This window comes from Marinobacter koreensis (assembly GCF_023156285.1).
In the GTDB taxonomy this organism is placed as follows: Bacteria; Pseudomonadota; Gammaproteobacteria; order Pseudomonadales; family Oleiphilaceae; genus Marinobacter; species Marinobacter koreensis.
Window position 1 is genome coordinate 324,633 of sequence record NZ_JAKZAJ010000001.1, and the last position, 26,453, is coordinate 351,085.

25 protein-coding genes are annotated in these 26,453 nt (G+C 59.3%); 13 read left to right on the top strand and 12 right to left on the bottom strand.

Annotated elements, in window-relative coordinates; translation table 11 throughout:
- Positions 1-10: 10 nt before the first annotated feature.
- From MLD04_RS01605 to MLD04_RS01615, 3 genes are read right to left on the bottom strand one after another with little or no spacing between them, the layout of a single operon-like run.
- Entirely contained in the window at positions 11-2,242 is a 2,232-nt protein-coding gene (locus MLD04_RS01605) for a LemA family protein (protein WP_248154120.1), read from the bottom strand.
- A complete protein-coding gene (locus MLD04_RS01610) occupies positions 2,239-3,036 on the bottom strand; it encodes an alpha/beta fold hydrolase (protein ID WP_248154122.1) in 798 nt (265 codons plus the stop codon). The genes MLD04_RS01605 and MLD04_RS01610 overlap by 4 nt, the downstream gene beginning before the upstream one ends.
- A gap of 37 nt (positions 3,037-3,073) precedes the next feature.
- A complete protein-coding gene (locus tag MLD04_RS01615) occupies positions 3,074-3,943 on the bottom strand; it encodes an NAD(P)-dependent oxidoreductase (RefSeq protein WP_248154124.1) in 870 nt (289 codons plus the stop codon).
- Between the two features lie 226 nt (positions 3,944-4,169).
- Here MLD04_RS01615 and MLD04_RS01620 point away from each other — a divergent pair, with 226 nt between their 5' ends.
- Complete coding sequence (locus tag MLD04_RS01620; protein ID WP_248154126.1) at positions 4,170-4,805, top strand: DUF1326 domain-containing protein; 636 nt, start codon at positions 4,170-4,172, stop codon at positions 4,803-4,805.
- Entirely contained in the window at positions 4,747-5,577 is an 831-nt protein-coding gene (locus MLD04_RS01625) for a DUF2182 domain-containing protein (RefSeq protein ID WP_248154128.1), read from the top strand. Before MLD04_RS01620 ends, MLD04_RS01625 begins: the two co-directional genes overlap by 59 nt.
- A 40-nt stretch (positions 5,578-5,617) precedes the next feature.
- Here the strand turns inward: MLD04_RS01625 and MLD04_RS01630 are convergent, their stop codons facing one another.
- Positions 5,618-6,265: a DsbA family oxidoreductase gene (locus MLD04_RS01630; RefSeq protein WP_248154130.1), complete on the bottom strand. Its 648-nt coding sequence runs from the start codon at positions 6,263-6,265 to the stop codon at positions 5,618-5,620.
- Positions 6,266-6,343: 78 nt separating this feature from the next.
- On the opposite strand from MLD04_RS01630, the gene efpL reads away from it, so the two are divergent.
- Positions 6,344-6,910 carry an elongation factor P-like protein EfpL gene (gene efpL, locus MLD04_RS01635; protein ID WP_248154133.1) on the top strand — a complete coding sequence of 189 codons (567 nt, stop codon included), beginning with the start codon at positions 6,344-6,346 and terminating at the stop codon, positions 6,908-6,910.
- 9 nt (positions 6,911-6,919) lie between these two features.
- Here the strand turns inward: efpL and MLD04_RS01640 are convergent, their stop codons facing one another.
- Complete coding sequence (locus MLD04_RS01640) at positions 6,920-7,615, bottom strand: pseudouridine synthase (RefSeq protein WP_248154135.1); 696 nt, start codon at positions 7,613-7,615, stop codon at positions 6,920-6,922.
- A gap of 68 nt (positions 7,616-7,683) precedes the next feature.
- Between MLD04_RS01640 and MLD04_RS01645 the strand changes: the two genes are divergently transcribed.
- On the top strand, positions 7,684-9,102 hold the full coding sequence (locus tag MLD04_RS01645; protein WP_248154137.1) for an ethanolamine ammonia-lyase subunit EutB: 1,419 nt from the start codon (positions 7,684-7,686) through the stop codon (positions 9,100-9,102).
- Positions 9,095-9,922 carry an ethanolamine ammonia-lyase subunit EutC gene (eutC, locus tag MLD04_RS01650; protein ID WP_248154140.1) on the top strand — a complete coding sequence of 276 codons (828 nt, stop codon included), beginning with the start codon at positions 9,095-9,097 and terminating at the stop codon, positions 9,920-9,922. Before MLD04_RS01645 ends, eutC begins: the two co-directional genes overlap by 8 nt.
- Here the strand turns inward: eutC and MLD04_RS01655 are convergent.
- Positions 9,919-10,377, bottom strand: a complete 459-nt coding sequence (locus MLD04_RS01655; RefSeq protein ID WP_248154142.1) for a hypothetical protein — start codon at positions 10,375-10,377, stop codon at positions 9,919-9,921. The genes eutC and MLD04_RS01655 overlap by 4 nt on opposite strands.
- 170 nt (positions 10,378-10,547) lie before the next feature.
- On the opposite strand from MLD04_RS01655, the gene mtgA reads away from it, so the two are divergent.
- The gene (gene mtgA, locus MLD04_RS01660) at positions 10,548-11,225 is read left to right on the top strand and encodes a monofunctional biosynthetic peptidoglycan transglycosylase (protein WP_248154145.1); all 678 of its coding nucleotides are present in this window, start codon (positions 10,548-10,550) and stop codon (positions 11,223-11,225) included.
- A 15-nt stretch (positions 11,226-11,240) separates the two neighbouring features.
- Here the strand turns inward: mtgA and MLD04_RS01665 are convergent, their stop codons facing one another.
- A complete protein-coding gene (locus MLD04_RS01665) occupies positions 11,241-11,996 on the bottom strand; it encodes a spermidine synthase (RefSeq protein WP_248154147.1) in 756 nt (251 codons plus the stop codon).
- Between the two features lie 74 nt (positions 11,997-12,070).
- Between MLD04_RS01665 and MLD04_RS01670 the strand changes: the two genes are divergently transcribed.
- A complete protein-coding gene (locus tag MLD04_RS01670) occupies positions 12,071-12,844 on the top strand; it encodes a hypothetical protein (RefSeq protein ID WP_248154149.1) in 774 nt (257 codons plus the stop codon).
- Positions 12,845-12,873: 29 nt separating this feature from the next.
- Here MLD04_RS01670 and MLD04_RS01675 read toward each other — a convergent pair whose 3' ends face one another.
- On the bottom strand, positions 12,874-13,326 hold the full coding sequence (locus MLD04_RS01675) for a winged helix-turn-helix transcriptional regulator (RefSeq protein WP_248154151.1): 453 nt from the start codon (positions 13,324-13,326) through the stop codon (positions 12,874-12,876).
- 202 nt (positions 13,327-13,528) lie between these two features.
- Between MLD04_RS01675 and putA the strand changes: the two genes are divergently transcribed.
- Positions 13,529-17,158, top strand: a complete 3,630-nt coding sequence (gene putA / locus MLD04_RS01680) for a bifunctional proline dehydrogenase/L-glutamate gamma-semialdehyde dehydrogenase PutA (RefSeq protein WP_248154153.1) — start codon at positions 13,529-13,531, stop codon at positions 17,156-17,158.
- A gap of 76 nt (positions 17,159-17,234) precedes the next feature.
- On the opposite strand, the gene MLD04_RS01685 is transcribed toward putA, so the two are convergent.
- Both MLD04_RS01685 and MLD04_RS01690 read right to left on the bottom strand, forming a co-directional pair.
- Positions 17,235-17,939 carry a transglycosylase SLT domain-containing protein gene (locus MLD04_RS01685; protein ID WP_379883306.1) on the bottom strand — a complete coding sequence of 235 codons (705 nt, stop codon included), beginning with the start codon at positions 17,937-17,939 and terminating at the stop codon, positions 17,235-17,237.
- Between the two features lie 113 nt (positions 17,940-18,052).
- Positions 18,053-19,402 carry a dicarboxylate/amino acid:cation symporter gene (locus MLD04_RS01690; RefSeq protein ID WP_248154156.1) on the bottom strand — a complete coding sequence of 450 codons (1,350 nt, stop codon included), beginning with the start codon at positions 19,400-19,402 and terminating at the stop codon, positions 18,053-18,055.
- Between the two features lie 77 nt (positions 19,403-19,479).
- Between MLD04_RS01690 and MLD04_RS01695 the strand changes: the two genes are divergently transcribed.
- The 4 genes from MLD04_RS01695 (at position 19,480) to MLD04_RS01710 (ending at position 23,789) form a co-directional block, all read left to right on the top strand.
- The gene (locus MLD04_RS01695) at positions 19,480-19,719 is read left to right on the top strand and encodes a TIGR02647 family protein (protein WP_008939135.1); all 240 of its coding nucleotides are present in this window, start codon (positions 19,480-19,482) and stop codon (positions 19,717-19,719) included.
- A 123-nt stretch (positions 19,720-19,842) separates the two neighbouring features.
- Positions 19,843-20,601 (top strand): TVP38/TMEM64 family protein, encoded by a 759-nt coding sequence (locus MLD04_RS01700; RefSeq protein WP_248154159.1) that lies wholly within the window; start codon positions 19,843-19,845, stop codon positions 20,599-20,601.
- Positions 20,598-22,787 carry a hypothetical protein gene (locus MLD04_RS01705; RefSeq protein WP_248154161.1) on the top strand — a complete coding sequence of 730 codons (2,190 nt, stop codon included), beginning with the start codon at positions 20,598-20,600 and terminating at the stop codon, positions 22,785-22,787. Before MLD04_RS01700 ends, MLD04_RS01705 begins: the two co-directional genes overlap by 4 nt.
- 105 nt (positions 22,788-22,892) lie before the next feature.
- On the top strand, positions 22,893-23,789 hold the full coding sequence (locus tag MLD04_RS01710; RefSeq protein ID WP_248154164.1) for a DMT family transporter: 897 nt from the start codon (positions 22,893-22,895) through the stop codon (positions 23,787-23,789).
- On the opposite strand, the gene MLD04_RS01715 is transcribed toward MLD04_RS01710, so the two are convergent.
- Positions 23,786-24,682 (bottom strand): haloalkane dehalogenase, encoded by an 897-nt coding sequence (locus MLD04_RS01715; RefSeq protein WP_248154167.1) that lies wholly within the window; start codon positions 24,680-24,682, stop codon positions 23,786-23,788. The genes MLD04_RS01710 and MLD04_RS01715 overlap by 4 nt on opposite strands.
- 271 nt (positions 24,683-24,953) lie before the next feature.
- Here MLD04_RS01715 and MLD04_RS01720 point away from each other — a divergent pair, with 271 nt between their 5' ends.
- Entirely contained in the window at positions 24,954-25,736 is a 783-nt protein-coding gene (locus MLD04_RS01720; RefSeq protein ID WP_248154169.1) for a substrate-binding periplasmic protein, read from the top strand.
- A 22-nt stretch (positions 25,737-25,758) separates the two neighbouring features.
- On the opposite strand, the gene MLD04_RS01725 is transcribed toward MLD04_RS01720, so the two are convergent.
- Complete coding sequence (locus tag MLD04_RS01725) at positions 25,759-26,271, bottom strand: DUF2244 domain-containing protein (protein WP_248154171.1); 513 nt, start codon at positions 26,269-26,271, stop codon at positions 25,759-25,761.
- Between the last annotated feature and the right edge of the window lie 182 nt (positions 26,272-26,453).

A 26,453-nucleotide genomic window follows, 5' to 3' on the forward strand; every position in this document is an offset into this window, starting at 1 on the left:
CCCTGGTCGATCAATCTCTCGATATCCGCGCCCCCAGGCCCGGGGGCGCACTTTTGAACCGGAACAGTTTGGCAAGGATGATATCCGGCAGCGACTGTATCCGGGTGTTGTAGATCTTCGCACTCTCGGTGTAGCTGTTTCTGAGCAGTGCGAGGTAGTTCTCCGTTTCCGCCATCATCGCCATGAACTGTTGAACCACCGTGTTGCCCTTCAAGTCCGGATAGTTCTCGATTCTGGCCTGAAGTGCCGCGGTTACCTGCTGCTCGAAACCGATCAGTTGGTCTGTTTTGCCCTGGGCACCAAGGGCTGACGGATCTGCTGAGCGGAGTCTGCCGATGGCCTCCAGCAATTTTTTCTCGTGGGCAAGATAGCCTTTTACCGCCTTTTCCAGGTTGGGCCACAGATCGTGCCGTTGCTGCAGGATGGTATCGATGTTGGCACGGGCCCGCTCAACACGGTTTTTCAGGAAGATAATGTCGTTGTAGTGGAGGATGCCAATGTACAGGCACAGTACAACCGGTACGGTCAGGGCAGACAGAATGAGGTTATCCGGACTGAAATTGCCATCCGATGCCATCAGGGCCGTTGCGGCAAAGAGGAAGAGTCCCAGGCTGAGGGCAACGCCAACGAATCCCCGGGCGCCCCGGTCCAGGATAATGTCGTCTTCCTTGTTGGCGCTGATCAGGAAGGGAGTGCCATCGTCCTGCTGGATCGTCAGGTGGTCGGGTCTGTCCCGATCCAGACCGGCAAACCCGATGCAATAGACGTTGATCAGGGTATCGAGGAAGCGCACGGTGTATCGCCGGTCACCGCGGGTTTCCGAATGGATACGGGGGTATTCGATGTCAGCGCCTTCAGGCTGGATCAGAACCTGGCCCTCGGAATCTTCCAGCCAGAAGGGCACGCATTCTGAGGTGTGCTCAATGGTGTGCCACTTTTCGTCTTTACCGGATCCACGTCGTTCCTCCACCTTGTAGTCGAAGGCAATGCATTTCTGGTCGGTCAGCGGGTCCCTCAACGGTGGAAACGCATCGTCGGTATCGACCATGCCCTTGAGTTCCGAAAGCCCGAAACTCAGGCCCCGGGTGCTGCTGGTAGGGACCGCTTCCATCAGGCGTTTGAACTGGACGGCCCGGATTGCCAGGTAGAGCAGGGCAATCGCAAGAATAAAGCTGGCCAGGGTCAGGGCCCAGCTGATCCAGCTATGCTGGTAGTGCCCGTGGGGTTGTCGTTCGACGATCTGCTGTGCCATTGCTGCAGTATTGTCATCGAGTGGTGGAACGGGCAGGCGGTTTTCAACAACGCGCTGGAACATCCACTGATCGAGCCAGCCGCTGGTGCTGCGCCGGATCAGTTGCTCCAGAGCCGCGACGTCGGCCAATAGCAGGGGATTCTGTCGGGACGATTCCAGTGCGTCGAAGCGTGTTTCGTACAGCGAGGCTATGGCGGACCATTCCGCGTTGAGCCGGGCGATGCCCAGAGTGGAGAGCCCACCGGTGACGACCACTGAGAGGGTGATGACATAGATCCAGAACCGGTGGATATTCAGGGCGGTCAGTGTCAGGGCCAGTCCCAGTGCGAGCAGACCGGTGGCAATGGAAATGCGGATGGCAGCACTGAACAGTCGGTCGCCCCCGTCCACCTCCAGCGATTGGCTGGACACCATGGGTGGCAGGCTGAATCGGGACAGGTCGCGGAACACAAACTCCCGGTCTGTCGGCTGATAACGTCCGACAACCCGAGCGTGATCACCCGGAACCAGTGCCCACTCCGAGTACATCCGGTCGCCAACCTCCCGGTAGTATGATCGCTTCAGGTGCCACTCGATACCGGATTCGGGAAAGTCCGTGTCGATTGAAACCGATCCGCTGTCGTCTTCGAGGACAAAAGGCCCGCCCCATTCGCCGGAATCCAGTGTACGAACGTGGCGATCCCCATCCGAATCCCGGTATTCCTCTTCGAGCTTGTAGCGGACGTAAACGGCCTTTTGGGTCGAGTAGGGCGTTGTGACCGTGCTGGATCGGTCACTGACCTTGCCGGCAATCGCATAGGGGCCTTCGGCCAGGGCCCCGATCGGCGTTTCTGGCAGGCGCTCGAGCTGACGGGCCTGAGACAACTGGTTCAGGCCCTCATGCATCAGATAATAGGCACCGCCCAGTGCGGCCACTGCCAGCAAGGCCATGATGAGCCGGCCGGGTTTGCTGGCAATGTTGAAACGCCGTCGGAAGTAACTGGTTTTCAACTCGCCGATGCCACCCTGTCCAGGAACTCGGAAATGGCAGCATTGACTGGCCGCGGATGGGACAGGTTGGCGGCGTGGCCTGCTCCGGGGACCGTCACGAGTGTCGCATCGGGCAATCCGTTGGCCAGAATCTCCGCCCGTTCCATCGGGATGGCGATGTCGGCCTCGCCATGAACGACCAGGGCCGGGCACCGGATCTCCGGCAGGCGTTCCGTGACGTCATCCCGGCCAGCCAGTGTCTGGAAGTTATTGCCCACGTTCGCGGCGGACATGCTTTTCCATTTGGACTTCCAGTAGTCGGCATCCTCGAAATCGCTGCCCAGAATGATCTGGGCAATGGTGGTTCCGATTTCCGGTGTCAGTCCGTGTTCCATGAAGGTGCCAATCAGCGCCTGATAGGCGGGGATTTTCTCTTCCAGTTCCTTGCCAGCCTGGGTATCCAGAAGAATCAGGCCCTGGACCTTGTCCGGGTGGGTCAGGGCGCATCGCAGCGAGAGAAAGCCACCCTGGGACATGCCGGCGAGTATGGCTTTTTCGACACCCAGATGATCAAGGAGCGCGGCCAGATCGTCGGCCGAGTCATAGTAGGAGAACGGAGAGGGGGCTTCGACCGCAGTCTGCCCGTGTCCCCGCTCATCCCAGACGATGCAGCGATAACGGTCTCGGAAGGCCTCCACCTGCGGCGCGAACATTTCATGGTCCATCATCAGCCCGTGGGAAAACACAAGGGCCGGGCCGCTACCGCCGGTATCTTCGTAGTAGAGGCGTTGACCGTTTACGTCTGCAAAAGCCATGGCATGTCCTTATTTTTGTTGAGGTAAGTTCTGGAGACTAGCCAAGCTTCTGGAGGTAATCAAACACCGCTGCAAAATCGTCGCGTCCGTGTCCTGCGCTGTTCGCCTGGCCATAGACGGATTTGGCAAGGCCGGCGAGGAACAGGGGCTGCTTCTCTTCATACGCGGTCAGGTCCAGCAGATGCAGATCCTTGAGCATCAGTTCCAGCGGAAACTGGGCGTCATAATCGGCATCCTTGATCAGCCCGGCCTTGCCCTTCAGGAAGGGCGCCGTAACCGGCAGGTTGGGAAGCGTATCCATCAGGAAATCCCGGCTGAAACCGAGTTTCTCACCGAGTAGTGCGGTTTCGGAGTACACCAGCATGTTCTGGGCAAGCAGCGCGTTGACGAGCATCTTGAAAGCGCTGCCCTGGCCGGACTCTCCGACGTGCAGGATCTTCTGGCCCATATGTTCCAGCAGCGGACGAACCTGCTCGACATCGTCGGATTCGCCACCGAGCAGGAACGTGAGCTCGCCAGTCTCTGCGGGCATTTTGGTCCCGGCCACCGGGGCGTCCAGAAACCGCAATCCCCGGGCCTGGGCCCGTTGCGCGCATTCGCGGGTAAACGATGGGTTTACCGTAGAGCAATTAACCCAGAGAGCGCCGTCACTCATCGCCTCGACAAAGCCCAGGTCGCCAAAAGCGACTTGTTCGACTACCTCAGGCGCGCTGAGCATGGTGAATACCACCTCTGCGTCAGCAACGGCATCCCGGGCGGAGTCTGCAGTCAGGGCGCCGGCATCCTTGAGCGGCGCCATGGCCTCGGACGACCGGTTGAAGACCGTTAGCGTGATGCCGTCTTGCTTGAGCAGGTTGTTGGCCATCCGACTGCCCATGATACCGAGACCAATAAACGTGGCTTTCATAGGGTTCTCCTTGGTCGTTGGTTTGGATTCAGGTATTCGAGCGAATCCTTAGAACGGTTCTGTTTTGCCCCAGGGACAGGAGCGATCAGCGTTTACTTCCCAAGGGCATAATCTGTTTTCGTTGGGGCGAAATCAGTCTAATGCAATGGCTGAAGCGGATGGTGGACGGAAGCGGGCGGTACTAAGCTCAAAATTAGAGGCTGCGTTACCTGAGGGAGTAACGGAGATGAATAAAGTAGACTGGAGAATTAAAGGGCTTGAATTCGTAAACTGTAACTGTGATCTGGGTTGTCCGTGTCAGTTTATGGGGCGGCCGACTCACGGTGACTGCCAGGCGTTTGCCGCGGTCAAGATCGAGGAGGGGTATTTGGGGGATACGTCCCTTGACGGGCTATCTTTTGCCATGACGCTGAAATGGCCCGGGGCCATTCATGAGGGCAATGGGCAGGCACAGGCCTTTGTGGATGAGCGGGCAACGCCGGAGCAGCGGGATGCCATTATGGCCATCCTTTCCGGGGATACCTCGGAACCGGGGGCGACCTTTTTCAATGTGTTTGCCAGCACGATGACCCATATGCACGATCCGATATTCTGTCCGATCGATGTGTCCTGTGACGTGGAGGGGCGTCACGCCAAGGTTCGTGTTGCGGATCTGGTGGAGGCGGCCGGAGAGCCCATTATCAATCCGGTTTCCGGGGAAGCTCATCGCGCACGGATTGATTTGCCGAATGGGTTCGAGTATGCCATCGCAGAGGTGGCCAGCGGACACACCGACGCTCATGCCGGAATTCCGATGAAACTCGATGCATCGCATTGCCACCTGTCGCATCTGGATATCGGCCCCACCGGTGTTCATCGGTGAGGCGAAGATGACCGCTTTGCGCGCGCGGTGGCTGTCCCGGGAATCCGTTGTCACGATGGTCGGCCTGATCGCGCTCACAGCGTTGAGTTGGTGGTATCTGTTCGGGCTGGCGGCAGATATGTCTGTAGGCGGGACCGGAGGGCTGATGACTTTTCGGCACTGGGCACCGTCGTATTTTGGCATGATGTTGGTTATGTGGATGGTTATGATGATTGCCATGATGACGCCCAGCGCCGTGCCCATGGTCCTGCTGTATCGTCAGGTGGCGAGAAAGAATCGGCTGTCTCACGCATCGTTGGGAGCCTGGCTGTTTACGGCAGGCTATCTTGTGATCTGGGCCGTTTTTTCGCTGTTGGCCACCTCGCTGCAGTGGCTGCTTGATGAACAGGCCCTGCTCAGTCCCATGATGCGGAGTCAGAGCGCAATGTTCAGCGGAATGACGTTGATTGGTGTCGGCCTTTACCAGTTTTCCCACCTGAAACAGGCCTGTTTGCGACATTGCCGAGGGCCTTTGTTTTTTATCTCTCAGCATTGGCGTCCCGGGTTACGGGGTGCTTTCCGGATGGGCATCGTTCACGGGGGATACTGTGTCGGATGTTGCGGTGCCCTGATGGCCCTGTTGTTCGTGGGTGGGGTCATGGATCTGGCTGTGATAGCAGCAATTGCCCTGGTGGTCCTGCTGGAGAAAATCATGCCCGGAGGCCAAAAGCTGGCTCGGGGACTTGGGGTTGCGGCAATGGCCCTTGGAACGGGAGTGATTGCTGCAGGTTGAACCGCTCGCCCAGCAACGGTGCCGGACGAGCGGTCGTCGGTCAGGCAGCCTCTTCAGCGATCTCGCGGAAGGCCGAAACCAGTGTCTTGGGCTCCTGTGCGCCCGAGATAAGGTATTTCTGGTTGATAATGAAAGCGGGGACCGAGGAAATGCCGGCCTGTTGATAGGTCGCCTCATCCTCTCGGACGATGTCTGTATAGGCATCGGATGCGAGTATTTTTCTGGCCTCGTCTTCGTCGAGCCCGATACTCCGGGCGCACCGGACAAGAATCTCGGGATCAGAGACGTTTTCGGCCTCGCCGAAATAGGCGTAGAACAACGCTTTTTTCATCTCGGTCTGCTGGCCCTGTTCCGCCGCCCACTTCACCAGCCGATGTGCATCGAAAGTGTTGCGGGTGTGTCGTTCCTGCATCTTCTCGAAGTTGAGGCCCAGATCCTTTGCGATCGCCATCATCTGGGACTGATTCGCGCGCATTTCGTCTTCAGTCCGACCATACTTCCGGGCCAGAGCCGGGAGGATCGGCTCGCCGTCACCCTCGGGGTCCGGGTTCAGTTCGAAGGCATGCCACTGAATGACGAATTCATGCTCGGAGGCCAGCTCTTCCATCGCCTTCTCCAGCCTGGCATAGCCAATGGCACACCAGGGGCAGGCGATGTCGGAAACAATGTCGATTTGTATCTTGCTCATGGTGGCTCCTATCGATTATCGGGCCGAGTCGTGGTATATCAGCAGCCCTGTTGTTCACCTTTTCCGGAATCATTAGACATGCCAAAAGCCAGCGAGATCAAAAAAAATCAGGCCATCGAATACGAGGGCCGCGTCTATTTCGTCAAGGATATCGAGCGTTCCGTCCCCCAGGGCCGTGCCGGTGGCAGTCTGTATCGGATGCGTATGTACGACGTCGTCACTAACCAGAAGCTGGACGAAACCTTCAAGGATTCCGACATGCTCAATCTGGCAGATCTGGTACGGCGGCCGGCGACCTTTTCCTACGCCGACGGCGATGAATACGTGTTCATGGACTCAGAAGATTTCACCCAGTACATGCTGAATCGGGAAGCCATCGAAGACGAGCTGTTGTTTATCAACGAAGACACCCAGGGCCTGATGGTCATTCTGGTGAGCGATGCGCCCGTGGCGCTGGATCTGCCGCCGACGGTGGAACTTCAGATTGAGGAGACCGATCCATCGGTGAAAGGCGGCTCTGCGACCGCGCGTACCAAGCCTGCACGGCTCACCACCGGTCTGGTGGTGCAGGTGCCCGAGCACATTTCCACCGGCGATCGGATCAAGATCAATGTCGAGGAGCGCAAGTTCCTGAGCCGGGCCTGAGCCGTCTGGCTAGGTTACTGAATCAATCTCGTCCCGGGTCAGTGGTCGATACTGTCCCGGGGCCAGATCCGTTCCAAGAACCAGATCGCCCATCCTTTCCCGGTGCAGGGATGTTACCCGGTTACCAACGGCACGAAACATACGCTTCACCTGGTGGTAACGCCCCTCATAGATCGTGACCCGCGCTTCAAACTCTCCCAGCTGCTCCAGCTTCGCCGGTGAAGTGGTCAGTCCCTCGTAGGCAAACCAGATGCCTTCGGCGAATCGTTCAACCGCCTCTTTCGTAACCGGCCATTCCGTGGTCACCCGGTAGACCTTGGGTATCTTGATCCGGGGTTCGGTCAAACGACGGGACCATTGTCCATCGCTGCTGAGGATCAGAAGCCCCGTGCTGGCCCGGTCGAGGCGACCGCCAATGTGGAGGTGGGGGCGGAGCCTTTCATCGATCAGGTCCAGCACGGTCGGATGGACGGGGTCAGTGGTGGCGCTGAGGTAACCGGCGGGTTTGTGAAGCATGAGGTAATAGGCCGGTTCTGCCCGTTGGAGGATATCGTTGTCGATCCGAACCTCCCGGAATCGGCTGATGTCGCTTGTCCCATCCCGGCAAACGCCGCCATCGACGTAAATCCGACCCGATGCCAGCAATCGGTTGGCATCCCGTCGGCTGATGCCGTTCTGGTTGCTGAGAATCCGGGAAAGTTTCATAGTGCTTGTCAGGGCAGGTCGTCAGGATCCGGCTGCGGATGCTGACGTTTTACAGGAGGCGGGCACGGATGGGCAAGGCTTATCGCTATACCCTGGGGCAGCGGGTGTATCGTTTCGGCGGGCTGGCGGAGCTGATGGCGAGAGCGACGCCGGCTCGGTCTGGGGACCGGTTGGCCGGTGTGATGGCTCGGTCTGCCGAGGAACGGGTCGTTGCGCAGATGGCCCTCGCCGAGGTGCCCCTGAAAGCGTTTCTGAACGAAGCACTGATCCCCTACGAAACCGACGAAATTACCCGCCTGATTCTGGACGATCATCAATTGAGCCCTTTCGAACCCATTGCGCATCTGACGGTGGGTGACTTCCGGAACTGGCTGCTCAGCGATGATGCCACGCCGGAGGTACTGACCGACCTTCGCCCCGGACTGACACCGGAAATGGTCGCGGCGGTGAGCAAGCTGATGCGCAACCAGGACCTGATCCTGGTTGCAAAAAAATGTCGTGTCCACACCGCCTTTCGCAGCTCCATTGGCCAGCCCGGGCGGTTGTCCACCCGGCTGCAGCCCAACCACCCCACCGATGACGTTACCGGCATTGCGGCCAGTATCCTGGATGGGCTGCTCTACGGAAACGGGGACGCCGTGATAGGCATCAATCCCGCTACCGATAATGTGTCCCAGAGCATCCGGTTGCTCAATCTGGTTAATGACGTGATCCGTGAATATGCCATTCCAACCCAGTCCTGTGTGCTGACACACGTGACCAATACGCTCGAGGCGATCGAACAGGGCGCGCCAGTGGATCTCGTGTTCCAGTCCGTTGGCGGTACCGAGGCGACGAACCGCAGCTTCGGCGTGAATCTGTCGTTGTTAAACGAGGCGCAGGATGCGGCATTGGCACTCAATCGTGGAACGGTGGGGGACAATGTGATGTATTTCGAGACCGGGCAGGGCAGTGCCCTCTCCGCAGGCGCCCATCACGGGCTGGATCAGCAGACCTGCGAGGCCCGTGCCTACGCCGTTGCCCGCAAGTTTGAGCCACTGCTGGTAAATACCGTCGTCGGTTTTATCGGTCCCGAATACCTGTTTGATGGCAAGGAAATCATCCGGGCCGGCCTGGAGGATCATTTCTGTGGCAAGTTGCTGGGCCTGCCCATGGGTTGTGACATCTGCTACACCAACCATGCGGAAGCCGACCAGAACGACATGGATAACTTGCTGACCCTGCTGGGTGTGGCCGGGTGCAACTTCATCATGGGCATCCCCGGATCGGACGACATCATGCTGAACTACCAGACCACCTCATTTCACGATGCGCTGTATGTGCGACAGGTCCTCGGTCTCAGGCCTGCACCGGAATTTGAGCGCTGGCTGGTGGACATGCAGATCATCCAGAGCGGGACAGGCTCCTTGATGGAGGGTTTGCCGGAACGATTTGTGACGGCATTGAAGCGCCTGCCTTCGGATGGGACAGGAGTCGGGCATGGCTGAGCATAAAAAAGCATTACCCCCAGCGGTCACCCTCAATCCCTGGCGCAGACTGAGAGCCTATACCGATGCCCGGATCGGGCTGGGACGCGCTGGAGTCAGCCTCCCGACGAGTGAGTTGCTGGCCTTCCAGCTTGCCCATGCCCAGGCCCGCGATGCTGTGCATCTGGCCCTGGATATGACGACCTTGTGCGAGCAAATCGAACAGATCTCGGGGCAGGCGCCGCTGCGTCTGCACAGCCAGGCCGTCGATCGGGTGACCTATCTGCAGCGTCCTGATCTGGGGCGCCGTCTTGATGAAGACTCCCGGTCCAGGTTGCATGCTCCGGAAGCATCCGCCTCATCGCCGGTGGACCTGGCCATCGTGGTAGCCGATGGTCTGTCGTCGTTTGCTGTCCAGAACAATACCGGTCCCTTTCTGGCGGCCTTGTTTTCACAACTGGATGCGTCTGAAGAGGTGTGGTCCCTGGCGCCAATCACGGTGGTTGAACAGGCCCGGGTAGCGGTTGGGGATGAAATTGGCGATCTTGTGAATGCCCGGGCAGTATTGGTTCTCATCGGTGAGCGCCCGGGGCTCAGTTCCCCTGACAGTCTGGGGCTTTATCTGACCTGGGCACCGCAGATAGGTCGGACCGATGCGGAACGTAACTGCATTTCCAACATCCGGCCGGCCGGACTGGATGTCGGGGAGGCGAGTCGCCGGGCCGTGTATCTGCTGCAGGAAGCCCGGCGAATGGAGATCTCTGGGGTGTCCCTGAAGGACCGTTCGGAAACCCCTGTCCTGGCGTGCGAAACCGGTCCCGGTAATTTCCTGACCGGTTAATCCTCGGTTCTGGGGGCCAGTCTCAGGAAGACGCCCAGCGCCGCGAGTAACAGGGCTGTGCTGACAATAATCGCGACCGGGTAATAAAGGTTGCCTGCCAGCTCCAGCTGACTGTACTTGATGATCATGATCAGGCCTTCCAGTGACATCGCAACGCACGCGGTTCCAATAAAACGGGGAAGTGTGCGCCTGAGCATGGTGATGACGTCGTGGGATTCGGAATGCCCGCTGTATTCCGATCGTATCACCATCGCCAGCTCGTATACGGCAAGGGCAATAATGCTGCCATTAACGGCCTTGATCAGAACCTGGATCAGCTCAAGCCCCGCGCCCAGCTGTTCAAACAGATCAATGGCCGTCGCTGAGATCAGGCAGAACGCCAGGCCGAAAAAGAGGAGTGAAAACAGTCTCGCAAACAGGGCACGGATCGGGATGGAGGTCAGCAGGTGGATCATGGATTCTGTGCTCCGAAATCACATTGGGAATCTGTCACGACAGGCTACCGATTCTGTGTTCGGATTTGCTTGCCGCTGTCTTAGGGTTTATTAATCTCCGAGTCATTGCTGAAGGCCTTTGCCGGCCTGGGTGGTAGATTGAGCGCTTTCCGAAGGAGAGATCCCGATTGATGTCTGCCAAGATACTTCGCTGGGTGGCCTGGTTCGTTCTGGGTCTGCTGTTGCTCGTGATGGGCCTGGTGCTTTTGTTCCGTTTCGTGAACCCGCCAACCTCGGCGTTCATGCTGACTTACAAGGTGAGCAACCCGTCTGAGGATGTCCGCCAGGAATGGGTCCCCTATGAGCGCATATCGGCCTGGATGCCGCTGGCGGTGGTCGCCAGTGAGGATCAGCGGTTTCCCGACCATTGGGGCGTGGATTTTCGCGCCATTCGGCATGCGGTGTCGGAGTATATCGACGGGGATGGACTTCGGGGGGCGAGCACCATCACCCAGCAAACGGCCAAGAATCTGTTCCTCTGGAACGGCCGGAGCTTCGTCCGGAAAGCATTGGAAGCGGGGCTTGCGCTCACGCTTGAAGCGTTCTGGTCCAAACAGCGGATTCTGGAGGTGTACCTGAACGTCGCCGAATTCGGCCCCGGTATTTATGGCGTTGGTGCGGCCAGTCAGGCCTTTTTCGGGATCCCGGCGAGTCAGTTGTCGCAGACCCAGGCGGCCATGCTGGCCGCCGTGCTCCCCAATCCGCGGATACTGCGTGTGGATCAGCCCACGTCTTATGTATGGGAGCGGGTCCGCTGGATTCGCCGTCAGATGGCGCAGTTGGGGGCGGGGTATCTCAAGCGCCTTTGAAATCGGTTCAGAACCTCAGACCTCCGCAATCATCAGTTTCTTCATCAGCTTGCGCCACGCAATCGGCAATTGGGACTCCAGTGTCGCCAGATGAGGCAGATCCAGCGGCCAGGGGTAGAAGGGCTCCTTGCAGCCGTAGATCACGGTGTTGTTGGTCCGGCTTCTGAAGTACAGCAGGCAGGGGAATTGCCTCACCAGTTCCCGGTACAGAGGGCTGGTTTCGTCCGGCGGGCGGTGGTAATTGAGGATCAGCCAGCCGTCGTCGCTCAGGGCATGACTGCAATCCTTGATGAACCGGCGCTGGGCCTGGGCCGGGCTCATCCGGTCGGCGCCGTAAAGATCGGTAAATATCATCCGGGTGCTGGCCGGGGGCAGATCCGCCACAACTTTGCGGGCATCGCCGAGGGTGATCTCAAGGCGGTCCGACTGCGGCAACCCGAACCATTCACGGGCCACTTCGACGACTTTCGGACGGAGTTCGACCACATGCACGGCACAGTCCGGGAACAGGTGGTACAGGCCGTGGGCGAGGGCTCCGCCGCCCATGCCCAGCACAGTGACGTGCTCCGGCGTCGCGAACGCAGCGGGTAACAGCATGGCACGGCTGTATTCATGTACCGGCACGTGGGGCGCGGCGCGGGCGATCTTGCTCTGTTCAAACACCGAGTCGAAGCTGAGCACCCGATGTTTGCGATCGTCAATCACCAGGATATTGCCCACCGCATCCCGGGTGACGTGGACTATGTCGCCCCGGATTTCCGGTTTTTGCATCGTCACTCCCCCGGCTTTTGGGCTATGGTAACAGTAAGAGCCGTTGTGACCCGGCTGAAGGAGGATACCGGAAAGTGACCGATCAAGCAGGTCATGAGCGCGTTGTCGGGAATCTCACCGAGGGCGCCAGGCATTATGTCCTGATTCTTTTTCCCCGGCTGCTGAAGGACATTCGGCGGATCGGTATACCGGAGGTGGTCCGTACCTCCGGTCTCGCCGAACGGGAAGTGACCAGCCTGTACTTCCATTTCGCGGCGGTTGCCCGCCTGCTGCCCGACCATCCCGATCGCATCACGCCGGACCTGTGGGAACATCTCACTTATTGCGTGCAGGTGATGAGCGGCATGGTCAGTGCCGCGTCCCTGGATGATCTGGTCGAAGCGAGGGAGCAGGCCGTGCGCAAATACCTGCCGCAAGCCCGGGAATCCCTGGAGCAGGAATTCGAGGAGCAGCGTCACGAAGGTACCGTTGACTTCCGACTCGCCGGTCTTCTCCGCCGGGCGGACTCGCCCGCACATTCCCGCGAGTTGTGTATGGAGGCGATTCGTCGGGAACGGGAAGAGCGGTTCGAATCGCTCAAGTCACTGAATACCTCCCGGTTAAACAGGAATCAGGCGCATGTAGTGGAGTCGGCAAGGGCGTATGTGGTTCGTGAAATGGCGGCAGCGCCAGACGATTTCGCTACGATCGATTTGGTTATCCGTCTGCTTGACCTGCTCCGTGCGGTGTTGATCATGGAGAATCGGCCGGAGAGTCCTGTGTCGGAAGACGTATCGGTTGAGCGAATCGTATTGGGTATCGGCAACGTCCTCTACCGCAAAGAGCTCGGTCTGGCACTTGCCGGCTGAGGTCAGCCCTGATTTATCCCTGAGCCGGCCTAGAGCCCGGCGTCTTTCACGCTTTCCATAACCACGAAAGTACTCGTTTGCAGCACATGTGGCAGGCTGGAGACCTGCTCACCGAGTACTTGCCGATACTCGGCCATGTTACGGGTCCGGATTTTTAGCAGATAATCAAAATTCGCCGCCATCATGTGGCATTGTTCGACCGCCGAGATCTGCCGCACCGCTTCATTGAAGGCGGCCAGGGCTCTGCTGCTGGTGTCGTTGAGCGTGACCTGGGCGAAGGCAATATGGGCGAGTCCCAGTTTGGTCTGGTTCAGCAGTGCGGTGTAACCGGTGATGTACCCCTGTTCTTCCAGACGGCGCATCCGGACCTGGCAGGGCGTTTTGGACAGGCCAACCCTGGAGGCCAGATCGGTTACCGTGATCCGGCCGTTTCTCTGTAATTCCCGAATGATCGATAGGTCGATCCTGTCGAGTTCTGTCATGGCTGCTATCCTTTCAGAACACCAGTACAAATCCTGGCCAAAAGTCGAAATAACCAATTTTAGTGGATAGGCAGTAAAAATATACATTTTTCTGTTTCAAAAAAAGAACAACGTCTGCCAAAACCCGGACCTAATAGGAAAATGGCTTGCACGAGCTTCGCTAAAATGCGGTTAAGAGACAAACAACGAGGAGGGTACGATCATGGGACCGCAGCAATCAGCGACTCCAACGCTTGAGGAAAGCCGTCAGGCCATCCGCAGGAACTACCTGGCGGACGAGTATGAGGTCATTCATCAACTGATTGCTGACGCTCAGTTGTCCCAGGCAGAGCGCGAGGCCATTTCCGCCCGTGCCGCAGACCTGGTGAGAAGCGTCCGCAACAATGCCAGCCCGACCATCATGGAGAAATTCCTGGCGGAGTATGGACTGACCACCAAGGAAGGCGTTGCGCTGATGTGCCTGGCCGAGGCATTGCTTCGGGTCCCGGATAATCTGACCATTCACGACCTGATTGAAGACAAGATCACCTCCGGCAACTGGGGTGCGCATGTTGGCAAGGCCAAGTCCGGCATGATCAATTCCGCGACCGTGGCTCTGCTCATGACCAGCAATCTGCTCAAAGATTCCGAGCGGCAGAGTGTTGGCGAGACCTTGCGCAAGCTGGTCAAGCGCATGGGCGAGCCGGTGGTTCGCACAGTGGCCGGCCAGGCAATGAAAGAAATGGGCCGCCAGTTTGTCCTGGGGCGTGACATCGAGGAAGCCCAGGACCGTGGGAAGTCCTATGTTGAGCGTGGCTACACCTATTCCTACGACATGCTCGGCGAAGCCGCCCGCACGGATGCAGACGCCCAGCGCTATTACCAGTCCTACTCCAATGCCATTGATAGCATCAGCAAGAATTGCAAAGGCGATGTCCGTACCAACCCGGGCATCTCCGTAAAACTCTCGGCGCTGCTGGCCCGCTACGAGTATGGCCAGAAAGAGCGGGTGATGAACGAACTGATGCCCCGGGCACTGAAACTGGCTAAAAAAGCCGCTGCCGCGAACATGGGCTTCAACATCGACGCCGAAGAGCAGGATCGTCTCGATCTGTCCCTCGACGTCATCGAAGCGATCCTGTCCGATCCCGAGCTCAAGGACTGGGAAGGTTTCGGCGTCGTGGTTCAGGCGTTCGGAAAGCGCTCCGCCCAGACTCTGGACTGGCTGTACGCGTTGTCTGAGAAGCTGGACCGCCGCATCATGGTACGCTTGGTGAAAGGCGCCTACTGGGACGCTGAGATCAAGCGTGCCCAGGTCATGGGCCTGAGTGACTTCCCGGTGTTTACCCGCAAGGCATGCAGTGACGTTTCCTACCTGTCCTGCGCCAAACAACTGATGGGCATGACCGACCGGATCTACCCGCAGTTTGCTACCCACAATGCCCATTCGGTGTCGGCGGTACTGGAGCTGGCCAAGGATCTTGACCGCTCGAAGTTCGAATTCCAGCGCCTGCACGGCATGGGTGAGTCCCTGCATGACCAGGTGCTCCAGGACAGTGGCGTCCCCTGCCGGATCTACGCGCCGGTCGGTGCCCACAAGGACCTGCTGGCCTACCTTGTCCGCCGCCTGTTGGAGAACGGTGCCAACAGCTCTTTCGTGAACCAGATTGTCGATACCAGCATTACCCCGGAGGAGATTGCGAGGGATCCGATCGACGCCGTGGTCGCCCTGGGCAAGGACATCTCGAGCAAAGCCATCACTCCGCCTGCCAGGATCTTCGGAGACCAGCGTCGTAACTCCAAGGGCTGGGATATCACCGATCCGGTCACCGTGGCCGAGATTGAAGAGGGGCGTGGCAAGTTCCGGGAGCATCAATGGAAGGGTGGTCCTATTCTCGCTGTCGAGTCTTCCAGCGACGACGTCCATGAGGTTCGCAATCCGGCGGATCCAGATGATCTGGTGGGGCACATTACCTTCACCTCCGAGGCCGACATCAATGCAGCGCTGGATGCGGCACAGGAGGGCTTCAAAAGCTGGTCGGCCCGGTCGGCGGAGGAACGGGCTGCCTGTGTTCGCAAGGTGGGTGATCTCTATGAGGCCAATGCCCATGAGCTGTTCGCATTGACCACCCGGGAGGCGGGCAAGTCCCTGCTGGATGCGGTTGCGGAAATTCGCGAAGCCGTGGACTTCGCCATGTTCTACGCCAACGAAGGCATCCGCTATGAACAGGATGGCGAGGCGCGCGGCGTGATGTGCTGTATCTCGCCCTGGAACTTCCCGCTGGCGATCTTTACCGGCCAGATTCTGGCGAACCTGGCAGCGGGCAATGCGGTCGTCGCCAAGCCGGCGGAGAGCACCTCACTGCTGGCTGTGCGGGCGGTTGAGCTGATGCATGAGGCGGGCATTCCGCGGGATGCGATCCAGCTGGTACCGGGCACCGGTTCGACGGTAGGCTCTGCGCTGACTTCGGATACCCGGGTGGCGGGCGTGTGTTTCACCGGCTCCATTGCCACCGCCCAGCGAATCAACGAGGCCATGACCGAGAACATGGCGCCGGACGCCCCCCTTGTGGCGGAAACCGGTGGCCTGAACGCCATGATCGTCGATTCGACGGCGTTACCCGAGCAGGTTGTCCGGGACGTGCTGGCGTCGTCGTTCCAGAGCGCGGGTCAGCGCTGCTCCGCATTGCGGGTGCTCTATGTCCAGAAAGACATTGCCGATCACCTTCTGGAGATGCTCTACGGCGCAATGGAAGAGCTGGGCATCGGCGATCCATGGCAGCTGTCCACCGATGTGGGACCGGTCATTGATGAGCCCTCGCAGAAGAAGATCGTTGATCACTGCAACAAGTTCGAGCAGGCCGGCAAACTGTTGAAGAAAATCGACGTACCCGGCAAGGGTCGTTTTGTGTCGCCCGCCGTGCTGCGAGTCAGCGGCATTGAGGAGATGGAAGAAGAGATCTTCGGTCCGGTCCTACATGTGGCAACCTTCGAGGCCAAGGACATCGACAAGGTGGTCGATGCGGTCAATGCCAAGGGCTACGGGCTGACCTTCGGTATTCACAGCCGGGTGGATCGCCGGATCGAGCATATTGCCAGCCGGATCCACGTGGGTAATACCTACGTGAATCGGAACCAGATCGGCGCCATTGTCGGGTCCCAGCCATTCGGTGGTGAGGGTCTCTCCGGCACCGGTCCGAAGGCCGGTGGTCCGCTGTATGTCCGCCGTTTCCTCAAGGGCGAGACCATCGAGAGACCGTCCAGCTCCAGCGACAAGGTCATCGGTGTGGGCAAGGTCCAGAAGCTGATTGATCAGGTGGCGGCGATCAAGGCACCCAAGCCGGAGGCGCGCCAAGAGACACTGAAGCCGTTCTTCGGTGACGTTCCCGCGCCAATGGATAAGGGCTATCTGGAAATGCAAGGGCCCACCGGTGAGCAGAACCATCTGTCATTCCACCCTCGCGGTGTCGTGCTCTGCCTGGGCCCCGATGCGGATTCAGCCATGGAGCAGGCGGCAACCGCGCTTTCCCAGGGAAACCAGGTTGTCGTGATTGCGCCCGAGGCCGAGAAAAAAGTGTCGGATGCGGTCAAGGCCGGTCTGCCAATTGCGGCGATCGATGGTGTTCTGGATCCGGATGCCCTGACCGAGCTGTCCGGTTTCGAGGCGGCGGTGAGTGTGGCCGAGAAGCCTTTGCTGAAACAGTACCGTCAGGCCCTGGCCAAGCGTGATGGCGCCTTGCTGCCGATCATCACCGAGCATACGCTGGACCAGCGCTTCGTGATCGAACGGCATCTGTGTGTCGATACGACGGCTGCAGGCGGTAACGCCAGCCTGATTGCGTCTGCCGAGTAACAGCAACGCCAACTGAAAATCCCCCGGACAGAGGGCCTGTCCGGGGGATTTTTTATGTGCACATTGCCGGTTCCGGTCAGTTGGCGGCGTACCGGTCCCGAAGGATACCCACGCGCTCGACGTAGGCCTTGGTCTCGGCGTACGGAGGAACGCCCTTGTAGCGGGTGACCGCTCCCGGACCAGCGTTGTAGGCAGCCGTGGCCAGACGGACGTTGCCACCAAACTTCCGAAGCATCTGGGCCAGATAGCTGACCCCACCCCGGATATTGTCGGCCGCTGCCAGGGCGTTAGAAACACCCAGTTCCCGTGCGGTGCCGGGCATCAGTTGCATCAGTCCCTGCGCGCCTCTGGGCGATACCGCATCGGCATTGAAGCCGGACTCCGCATGGATCACGGCACGGACGAGGGCCGGGTCGACGTCGAATTCCCGCGCAGCCGTACGGATTTCCTGGCGATAGGGTTTCAGGAACAGCGGTGTCTTGCGCCAGTCAATGGTGGAATCGGGATCGCAGGCGTAACAGTGAAAGCGGATGACATCGAACTTCGCCGAACGGGGACGCACTCCGCTGTAGGACACAACGCCATTTTCGTCCTTGTAGCGATAGACCGTCGCACTGGCGGTCGAGGCGATAGGTGCGTCGGAGTCTGTGCTATTGGTGAACTCGACGGTGCCGTCAGGGTGGACTATCCGTTTGATTCCCCCTCCAGCCGCCGGCAGGGCCGTTAGCATCAGACAGAGAGCAACGGCAGTGGGGAGAGTGAAGTCTGATCGTCGTGTCATGGTTTGAACCAGGCGGTCAATCGCGGAATATCAATGGCCTATCATTATTTCAGTATGAACGAGTGACGCAAAGGGCCAGACTCTCAATATTCGTTACGAAATGCAGCGGCAGGTTACTCTGTGGCCGGTTGCTGTGACAGCCTGGTGCCAGACCAGTTTTCCATAAGCCGGCAGGTCACCAGGTCGCCAGTCACGTTGATGCTGGTCCGGCACATGTCCAGTATGCGGTCCACGCCCATGATCAGGGCAATGCCGGAAGCTGGCACGCCCACGGTATCCAGGACCATGGCCAGGATCACAATTCCCACGCCAGGGGTGGCCGGCGAACCGATCGATGCGCCCACAGCCATGGCCACCACCAGTGCCAGGCTGCCCATGCCCAGGTCGATGCCATAGACCTGGGCCAGGAATACGGTGGCCACTGCCTGATACAGGGCCGTGCCGTTCATGTTGATGGTGGCCCCCAGTGGAATCACAAATTCCGCAATCGAGGGGCGTACCCCCAGTTTGTCCTCGGCTGTCCGGATAGACAGGGGCATGACCGCGGCGGAGCTGGATGTGGAGAAGGCCAGCAGCAGAACGTCCCGGGTATCTTTAAGGAATTTCAGGGGCGGTTGGCCGACGGCTACCTTGAGAAATACCAGGTATACGGCCATGAGTACTAGCAGGGCAATCAGGACTGTCATTACATAGGCGGCCATGCCGATCATGGACCTGAAACCGATCGTGGTAGTGAGTTGGGCCATTAGCCCGAATACCGCGAACGGGGCGAGCCGCATCGCCCATTTCACCACCGTCATGCAGATCTGCTGAAGAGAATCGAGCAGATCCAGCATCGGGCGGGATTTCTCCGGTGCCATGGTGACCAGTGCGATGCCGACGATGATCGAGAAAATGACGATCTGCAGCATCTGTCCCTGGACCATCGCGTCCAGCGGGTTGCCAGGCAGCAAACCGATCAGGGTACCGGGCAGGTCGCCGAGGGCGGGTACCGTCTGAGCGAGTTCCTGGCCTTCTGCCGGGGCGGGCGGCGCCATCAGGCCCGTCATCATGTCACCCGGACTGATCAAGTCTCCGATCCAGAGGCCGATGGATGCGGCCAGCGCAGTGGTTACGACGAAGAACGCCGAAACCCGAACGCCCAGTTTGCGCAGCTGGTCCAGGTTTTCACTGGCCGCCAGGCCCCGGATCACAGAGGCAACAACCAGTGGGATCACGATCATCTGGATTGTCGCAAGGAACAGTTGTCCCGGAAATGCCAGCCAGTTACCGATGAGCGTGCCAGTGGCGGGGGACACCAGGCCGACGGATGGCCCCAGGAGCGTTCCGGTGATCAGGCCCAGTCCCATGCCAATCAGAACCTTGAGCCATAGCCGGCCCTTGACCAGTCCTGACAGGTACACGCTCAGGTGCCGAAAGGGCCGCAGAGGGGCCTCGGTGAAATTTCCCTTGTGATCTGTCATCGTTGGAGCATCCGTGTTCTTGCCATGTGTCCACCTGAGCCTAGACTGAAAGCAGTCCAATCATAAAAGGAAATAGCATGCCATTCTCTCCGAACCACCTTTCCGAACTCAATCTCTTGCTCCAGTTCCCTTCTACGTCCACCCAGGAAGGTATCAAGGTTCACAGTCATTCGGCCGCCCCCGAGACCGTACGTGCTGCCGAGAGCCTGTTTTCGAAGGGCCTGATCAGTCAGAAAGACGGCGGTTACCTGACTCCGCTGGGCAGCGAAGCGGTTGAACTGACCGAAAAGCTACAGGGCATTCTTGCCAGCCAGTGAGAGCGGTGTAAGTGACTTCCACAGGTTGTGCCCTTTGGTGGTGACCGCCGGGTCGCGTTAGTCTGGTGATCGGCTGGAGCGCTTTTCAACGCGCGTCCCAATTGGCAACGGGTGGAGAATCTGGTGTCAGAGTCCGAACCGAAACAACGAGCCAGCTGGATTGCCTCTCCCCTCCTGTGGATAGTCGGCAGTGCTCTGGGGGTGGGGCTCCTTGTGGCAGCACTCTATGCATTTGGTGTCCACCACCAGATCGTGGCACTGCTCCAGTGGATTGATCGCCAGGGCGCCTGGGCTGCGGTTCTGTTCATCGTTCTGATGGCGCTGGCCATGTTGCTGCTGTTGCCGGGCATTTTGCTGACAACCGGAGCCGGCTTTGTTTTCGGTGTCTTGCCGGGGACCGCTTATGTGGTCATAGGAACCACGCTGGGCGCCGCCCTGGCATTCCTGATCGCAAGACACATGTTTGGCGAAAGCGCGCATATCTACATTCGAAACCGGGCGAAGCTGTCGATGGTCACCGACGAGATGGCCCCCCACGGCTGGAAGATTGTCCTGCTGACGCGTCTGGTGCCCTTTTTCCCCGGGAAGTTGTCGAATTACCTGTTCGGTTTGACCAGCTTCTCGTTCCCGGGGTTTGTGGCCGGGACGTTTCTTGGTGTGATCCCGTTTTCCCTTCATAACGTCTACATCGGCTCCATTGCTGCGGATCTGTCCACAATGGGGGCGCGAGAGACGGCAAGAACGCCCCTGGAGTGGGCAATCTACGGCGCGGGCTTTATTGGCACGGTTCTGGCGGTGGCCTTCCTCAATCGTCTCGCCCGACGTGCCCTGGCGCGGTATCGCATGGAAACAGAGCCTACGACGAAGGAGGATTCCGAATGAGCTGGCTGAGATGGTTCCCCTGGCGTTTCATCGTGAAGCGGGTGGCCCGTCGGCACGGCTTTCTGGACCCGATTGCGTTACTGAGCAAACTGCACGGCTTTGCCCAGCCGTCGGAAGTTGGTGAACCCATCGAACTGTTAAGGGCGGGGGTGGTCTTTCATGCCCGCGGACTGATCAACAGCCGGGTCATCCAGCACAATCTGGACTGGGTGTGGCCTTATTGGGTGGAACGTCAGTTCGATCCACTCGACAAGGCCTTTGTACCCCGTGCCTTTTCCATCACACACATCAATCTGACCAATCGCAACTGGACTGCCGTAGGGCAGCCGGATGTGGATGAGCTCCCCATTGTCGATCCCCGGGGATTGTTGACGCCGTTTTACGACGGCTGGTCCCTTGATGGCTGGCTGTTGGCCGACGACGGCCGTTGCCTGCTGCCATCCAGGGCCCGGTACTGTCGTCAATGGCAGGAACCCGGGGGCATTCCGACGATCGTGACTGAAACCGAGGAGGACGGGCTGCGCCTCATCACTCGCAGCCGGGTTGAAGTAGCGGATGGCCAGCCGGTGTGCAAGATGACGCTGGAGGCAGACTCAAAGGTCTCCGGATCGCTGGTGGTATCGCTTCGGCCTGCCAATCCGGAGGGCGTGAGCTTCGTGCACCGGGTCCAGCTCCGGGCGGATCGCGACGGCTGGTTTGTGGACGACAAACATACCGTTCGATTCAGCCAGGCCGTCGCGTCTCACCACGTTTCCGATTATCACCAGGGCGATGTGCACATCCATCTGAAAGACCGGAGCGAGGAGACTCAGGGACAGTGTGATGTGGGTATGGTGACCGCTGCTGCATTGTTCCCCGTCCGCGCCGGGGAGCCATGCTCGTTGACCGTGAGTGTTCCGCTGACTGATTCCGACGCAGCGATCATCGGTCCCGACGCGTGGTTTCAGGAGCAGGACAAAGTGGCTCGGCTGGATTGTCCGGATGACCGGTACCAGGCGCTGTACCAGGCCGCAATCAATTCTCTGATCCTCCATTCGCCGGCCGACGTCTATCCAGGGCCCTACACCTACAAGCGATTCTGGTTTCGCGATGCGGCGTTCATCGTCCATGCGCTGTTATGCGCTGGCCTGACCGAACGTGCGGAGCGGGCGTTGAATCGCTTTGAAACCCGTCAGATGCGGGATGGCTATTTCCGCTCCCAGGAAGGGGAATGGGATGCCAACGGTGAAGTGCTCTGGATCATGGAGCGTTTCTGCGCACTGACCGGCCAGCCGTTGCCTGAGCACTGGAAAGAGGCCGTGCGCAAGGGCGGACGATGGATTGGCAACAAGCGACTCCGCGAGAATCTCGAACAGCCCCATGCGGGATTGCTCCCGGCCGGTTTCAGTGCCGAGCATCTGGGCCCCAATGATTATTACTACTGGGATGACTTCTGGGGCATCGCCGGGCTTGAAGCCGCCTCGAAACTCCTGAAGGGCTCGGACGACAGAGCCAGTAGGGAGTTTGCCGAGACTGCCAGGGCGTTCTCCAGCGCCGTCGACCGGAGTCTCGCGACTTGCGAAAAGAGGTTGGGGCGCCCCGGTATGCCCGCCTCGCCCTACCGCCGGCTGGACGCAGGTGCCATTGGATCCCTGGCCTTCGGATACCCCACCCAGCAGGCTGAACCGAACGATCCCCGGCTGCTGGACTGCGTGGAATTCCTGCTGGATCGGTGCTTTGTGAATGGTGCCTTTTACCAGGACATGATTCATTCCGGACTCAATGCCTACCTCACTCTGCATGTGGCCCAGGTTCTGTTGCGCGCGGGCGACCGGCGTCACGAGCAGTTGATGGACGCGGTGGCCGATCTTGCCTCGCCCACGGGGCAGTGGCCGGAAGCGATCCATCCCGGGACGGGAGGCGGCTGTATGGGCGATGGTCATCATGTCTGGGCCGCGGCCGAATGGGTGTTGATGATCCGTCACTGTTTTGTCCGGGAAGAGGGCGATCGCCTGGTGCTCTGTTCCGGGCTGCCCCGCCGTTGGCTGGAGCAGGATCGGCCGATCCGTTTCGGGCCGGCACCGACGGCGTTCGGGCCGGTCACGGTAACCGTCGAACCAAGGCAGGGTGAACCGGCACGGGTAACCTGGCAAGGCGACTGGTTTGGACAGCCGCCGACGGTGGATGTCCGTTTGCCGGATCAGTAACGGGGCAACTGTACCGTTCATTGGCGATGGCTCTGTTTCTGTCTGGCTACCTGTTAAATCTGTACACTGGTGGCTTGCCCCTGTCAGAGAGATGGACCAGCCACCATGCCACCGGTTTTCTATTCGTTCTTCGTGCCCGCGCTGTTTGTCTGGCTGTGGAGCACCGGATTTATTGGCGGGAAATTCGGGCTGCCCTACGCAGAGCCCTTCACGCTTCTGCTGATTCGCATGTTGCTGACGCTGATCCCCCTGGGGATCCTGGCGGTGGCTATGAAATCCCGATGGCCGGGCTGGCGTGGTGCCGGTCATCTGGCGGTGACCGGTGTTCTGGTGCACGGCTTTTATCTAGGGGGCGTGTTTTACGCCATTGACCAGGGCATGCCTGCGGGCGTGGTGTCACTCATCGTGGGGCTGCAACCTCTGGTGACGGCGCTAGCGGCTGTGGTCTTTCTCCGGGAACCGGTGTCCGGCCGGCAGTGGGCCGGGCTTGGGCTCGGTCTGCTGGGGGTGGCGCTGGTGCTGGTGGAAAAGCTTGGCACTCCCTCCACAGATGCCGGTATCCCGCCGCTCACTCTGGTATGGGCACTGCTGGCGCTGGTCGGTATTTCTCTGGGCACTGTCTACCAGAAACGCTTCGGAACCGGTGTGGATCTGGTGGCCGGAACGATGATCCAGTATGCCGCCGCGGCGACGGTGTTCGGTATCGGGGCCTTCACGCTGGAAACCCGCGACGTGCAGTGGACGCTCCAATTCCAGCTGGCCCTTGGCTGGCTGGTCTTCGGTCTGTCGGTCAGCGCCATTCTGATCCTGATGTGGCTGATTCGCCGGGGAGCGGCCTCCCAGGTGGCGAGCCTGTTCTATCTGGTGCCCCCGGTGACCGCGCTTGAGGCCTTCCTTCTTTTCGATGAGCGGCTTGGCCCGGTTGCTATTCTTGGGGGGCTGGTGGCCATCACCGGGGTCGGTCTGGTGACGGCCAGGCCAAAGGCTGCCCGTGCGTCTTAAGCGGTATCCATCCGCTTGAGCAAGTCGTTAATCGCATTGGCAAAGTCGACCGGGGAGTCTTCCTGCAGGAAGTGTCCGCCCGTCAGCGTGATATGCGGCTGATTGGCGGCCCCCGGAATCCGCTGCTGCATATAGTGATCGCCGCCACGAGTTATCGGATCGCCATTGCTGAAGGTGGTCAGGAATGGCTTTTGCCATTGCTCCAGCACTTTCCAGGCCTTTCGATTAGGTTCGCTGGCGGGGTCATTCGGTGACATGGGAACCAGCGCCGGGAACGCCCTGGCGCCGGCCTTGAACGATTTGTTGGGGAAAGGCGCATCGTAGGCCCGTCGCTCATCGGGTCCGAGGGTCCGGAACGATCCTGTATTGATGATGCGGGCAATCGGGAACCAGGGGCTGTGCAGGGCAAACGCACGCCAGATCCGGAAGGCTTTCGGAACCCTCTGGTCACCAGTGGGAAGCATGCCGTTGCCCACCACGATGGCCCGGAAACGATCGGGGTTTTCCGCCGCCAGGCGGAGCCCGAGCAGCGATCCCCAGTCCTGGCAGACGAGGGTGATGTTGTCGAGTTCGAGGCCGTCAATGAACGCCTGCATCCAGTCCATGTGCGCCTGGTAGGAATAATCCTCGATTCGGGTCGGCTTGTCGGATTTGCCGAAGCCGATCAGGTCCGGAGCAATCACCCGGTGGCCAGCAGCTGCACACACCGGGATCATGTGTCGGTACAGGTACGACCAGGACGGCTCGCCGTGCATCATGAGGACGGGGCTGGCGGTTTCAGGGCCCTCGTCCACGTAGTGCATGCGCATCTCGCCAATGTTGAGGTAGTTCGGGGCGAAGGGATAGTCGAGCAGACGCTCGAAGCGCTTTTCCGGTGTCCTTACGAAATCCATCGTTCATCCTCGTGATTTATTCTTGTGGCGTAACGCGCTTTACCTTTTCACCCCTTTGGACGGAATGCAACACATTGTCGTGATTGTGGATGCGGACCAATGGTGCCGGATTTCGACCAGTGAGGGCCGGAGATACTTTTTGTCACTGACTTTGTGATCTGAACGCGGGATCATACCGTTTCGATTGGCATAAACGACCATATTGATTGGCAAAAGGTGACAAATCCTTGTGCCGGTCAGGCCTGATCCACTCTGCGGAGGAACACATCGAATGCGCATTTCGACCTTCATTTTTGGTAGCCGGTCACGCCGCACCTTGTTGGCGGTCATGGGGCTGGTGGCCCTGGCCATGGGCAGTTCATCGGCCAGTGCCGGCGGCAAACTGCACATCTACACAGAAAACTATCCGCCTTACAACACCGCCACCAACGGCAAGTCCTATGCCCACAACGAGGACGACATCTCCGGTATCTGTACGGATATGGTGAAAGCCATGCTCTCCCGGGTGGACTATGACTACGTCATGAAAATGCGGGCCTGGAGTTACGCCTATGACTGGGTTCAGGGTCGTAAGAATCACGGCCTGTTCTGTACCGCACGGACGGATGAACGGGAAGACCTGTTCCAGTGGGTCGGCCCGCTGGCCTCGATAAAATGGACGCTCTTTGCGGCGCCGGATTCCAATATAAAACTGTCGTCACTGGAAGATGCGAAAGACCTGCGCATTGGCGGGTACAAGGGCGATGTCATGTCGGAGTACCTGGCCGATCACGGGTACAACGTGGTGATGAGCGTATCCGGCGACGTCAATCCCCGGCGCCTGGTACTCGGGGAAGTGGATCTCTGGGTAACCGATGGACTGGTGGGGCCGCTGGTTGCCAAAGACGAATATGATATCGAGGGGCTGCGGCCGGTTCTGGTGTTCCGGGAAACCCCTATGTACCTGGCCATGAGTAAGGAAACGGATCCGGCGGTTGTCACCGACCTGCAGAGGGCGCTGGATGAGGCCCGAAGCGCTGGCGAACTTGACCGCATTGTCGCCCAGTATCAGTAGTCTGCCGGGGCTCGTGATGTGATCAGAACCAGATGCCGACGGTTGGTTGTTGTTCCGTCTGGAGAATATTGATGCCCCTGGCTTTCAGTGCATGCACCAGGGCATCGGTGTCGGCGTTGTTGAGAAAATCGCCCAGTGGGATCTGTTGTTGCCTGTTGGCCAGACGGACTCTGTGGCAGTCGAAAGGTGTGTTGGGGGGGAAGGATTCCAGGCGTGTATTGCGGACCGGCAGGATCCAGTCATGTTCCTTGCGGTTCAGGCCGGATTCTATGTGAATCGTGTCTCCCTCAATAGTCACCACCTCTTTGCGCTGGCAGTTTCGGGAGGTAACGTAGATGCCAGCGGCGACGCCCATCAATTCCAGTCCGGCAAAGGGCAGTATGAACCAGACGCCAGCCAGAGCCCAACCACCGGCGATGATCCCGGAGACCAGAGCCAGCAAAAGCCAGATCCGAACATTTCCGCGCCAGCTCAGGGAACGGTTCGGGGTGAGCAGGAGGCGAAGACCTCCAGGGTAACGTAAGCGTTCGACCATGATCCTCGACCTCCTGGCTCCCGGGAGAGCGGTGTTTGGATCGGTGTTTCTTGATCATAGTCAAAGAACTTCGATCTGGATAAATTTTGATCACCCTGGTGGCGTCGGATGAGCTTTAACGGGGCCTGAATGTTAGCCTGATAGCAGGGCGCGTACGTCCGGACGCTCGACGGCCCCTGACA

What these genes read in the sequence shown, in the direction of transcription:
- MLD04_RS01610 (WP_248154122.1), bottom strand. Translation starts at nt 3,036, where the DNA reads ATGGCTTTTGCAGACGTAAACGGTCAACGCCTCTACTACGAAGATACC.
- MLD04_RS01615 (WP_248154124.1), bottom strand. Translation starts at nt 3,943, where the DNA reads ATGAAAGCCACGTTTATTGGTCTCGGTATCATGGGCAGTCGGATGGCC.
- MLD04_RS01620 (WP_248154126.1), top strand. Translation starts at nt 4,170, where the DNA reads ATGAATAAAGTAGACTGGAGAATTAAAGGGCTTGAATTCGTAAACTGT.
- MLD04_RS01625 (WP_248154128.1), top strand. Translation starts at nt 4,747, where the DNA reads ATGCATCGCATTGCCACCTGTCGCATCTGGATATCGGCCCCACCGGTG.
- MLD04_RS01630 (WP_248154130.1), bottom strand. Translation starts at nt 6,265, where the DNA reads ATGAGCAAGATACAAATCGACATTGTTTCCGACATCGCCTGCCCCTGG.
- efpL (WP_248154133.1), top strand. Translation starts at nt 6,344, where the DNA reads ATGCCAAAAGCCAGCGAGATCAAAAAAAATCAGGCCATCGAATACGAG.
- MLD04_RS01640 (WP_248154135.1), bottom strand. Translation starts at nt 7,615, where the DNA reads ATGAAACTTTCCCGGATTCTCAGCAACCAGAACGGCATCAGCCGACGG.
- MLD04_RS01645 (WP_248154137.1), top strand. Translation starts at nt 7,684, where the DNA reads ATGGGCAAGGCTTATCGCTATACCCTGGGGCAGCGGGTGTATCGTTTC.
- eutC (WP_248154140.1), top strand. Translation starts at nt 9,095, where the DNA reads ATGGCTGAGCATAAAAAAGCATTACCCCCAGCGGTCACCCTCAATCCC.
- MLD04_RS01655 (WP_248154142.1), bottom strand. Translation starts at nt 10,377, where the DNA reads ATGATCCACCTGCTGACCTCCATCCCGATCCGTGCCCTGTTTGCGAGA.
- mtgA (WP_248154145.1), top strand. Translation starts at nt 10,548, where the DNA reads ATGTCTGCCAAGATACTTCGCTGGGTGGCCTGGTTCGTTCTGGGTCTG.
- MLD04_RS01665 (WP_248154147.1), bottom strand. Translation starts at nt 11,996, where the DNA reads ATGCAAAAACCGGAAATCCGGGGCGACATAGTCCACGTCACCCGGGAT.
- MLD04_RS01675 (WP_248154151.1), bottom strand. Translation starts at nt 13,326, where the DNA reads ATGACAGAACTCGACAGGATCGACCTATCGATCATTCGGGAATTACAG.
- putA (WP_248154153.1), top strand. Translation starts at nt 13,529, where the DNA reads ATGGGACCGCAGCAATCAGCGACTCCAACGCTTGAGGAAAGCCGTCAG.
- MLD04_RS01685 (WP_379883306.1), bottom strand. Translation starts at nt 17,939, where the DNA reads ATGACACGACGATCAGACTTCACTCTCCCCACTGCCGTTGCTCTCTGT.
- MLD04_RS01690 (WP_248154156.1), bottom strand. Translation starts at nt 19,402, where the DNA reads ATGACAGATCACAAGGGAAATTTCACCGAGGCCCCTCTGCGGCCCTTT.
- MLD04_RS01695 (WP_008939135.1), top strand. Translation starts at nt 19,480, where the DNA reads ATGCCATTCTCTCCGAACCACCTTTCCGAACTCAATCTCTTGCTCCAG.
- MLD04_RS01705 (WP_248154161.1), top strand. Translation starts at nt 20,598, where the DNA reads ATGAGCTGGCTGAGATGGTTCCCCTGGCGTTTCATCGTGAAGCGGGTG.
- MLD04_RS01710 (WP_248154164.1), top strand. Translation starts at nt 22,893, where the DNA reads ATGCCACCGGTTTTCTATTCGTTCTTCGTGCCCGCGCTGTTTGTCTGG.
- MLD04_RS01715 (WP_248154167.1), bottom strand. Translation starts at nt 24,682, where the DNA reads ATGGATTTCGTAAGGACACCGGAAAAGCGCTTCGAGCGTCTGCTCGAC.
- MLD04_RS01720 (WP_248154169.1), top strand. Translation starts at nt 24,954, where the DNA reads ATGCGCATTTCGACCTTCATTTTTGGTAGCCGGTCACGCCGCACCTTG.
- MLD04_RS01725 (WP_248154171.1), bottom strand. Translation starts at nt 26,271, where the DNA reads ATGGTCGAACGCTTACGTTACCCTGGAGGTCTTCGCCTCCTGCTCACC.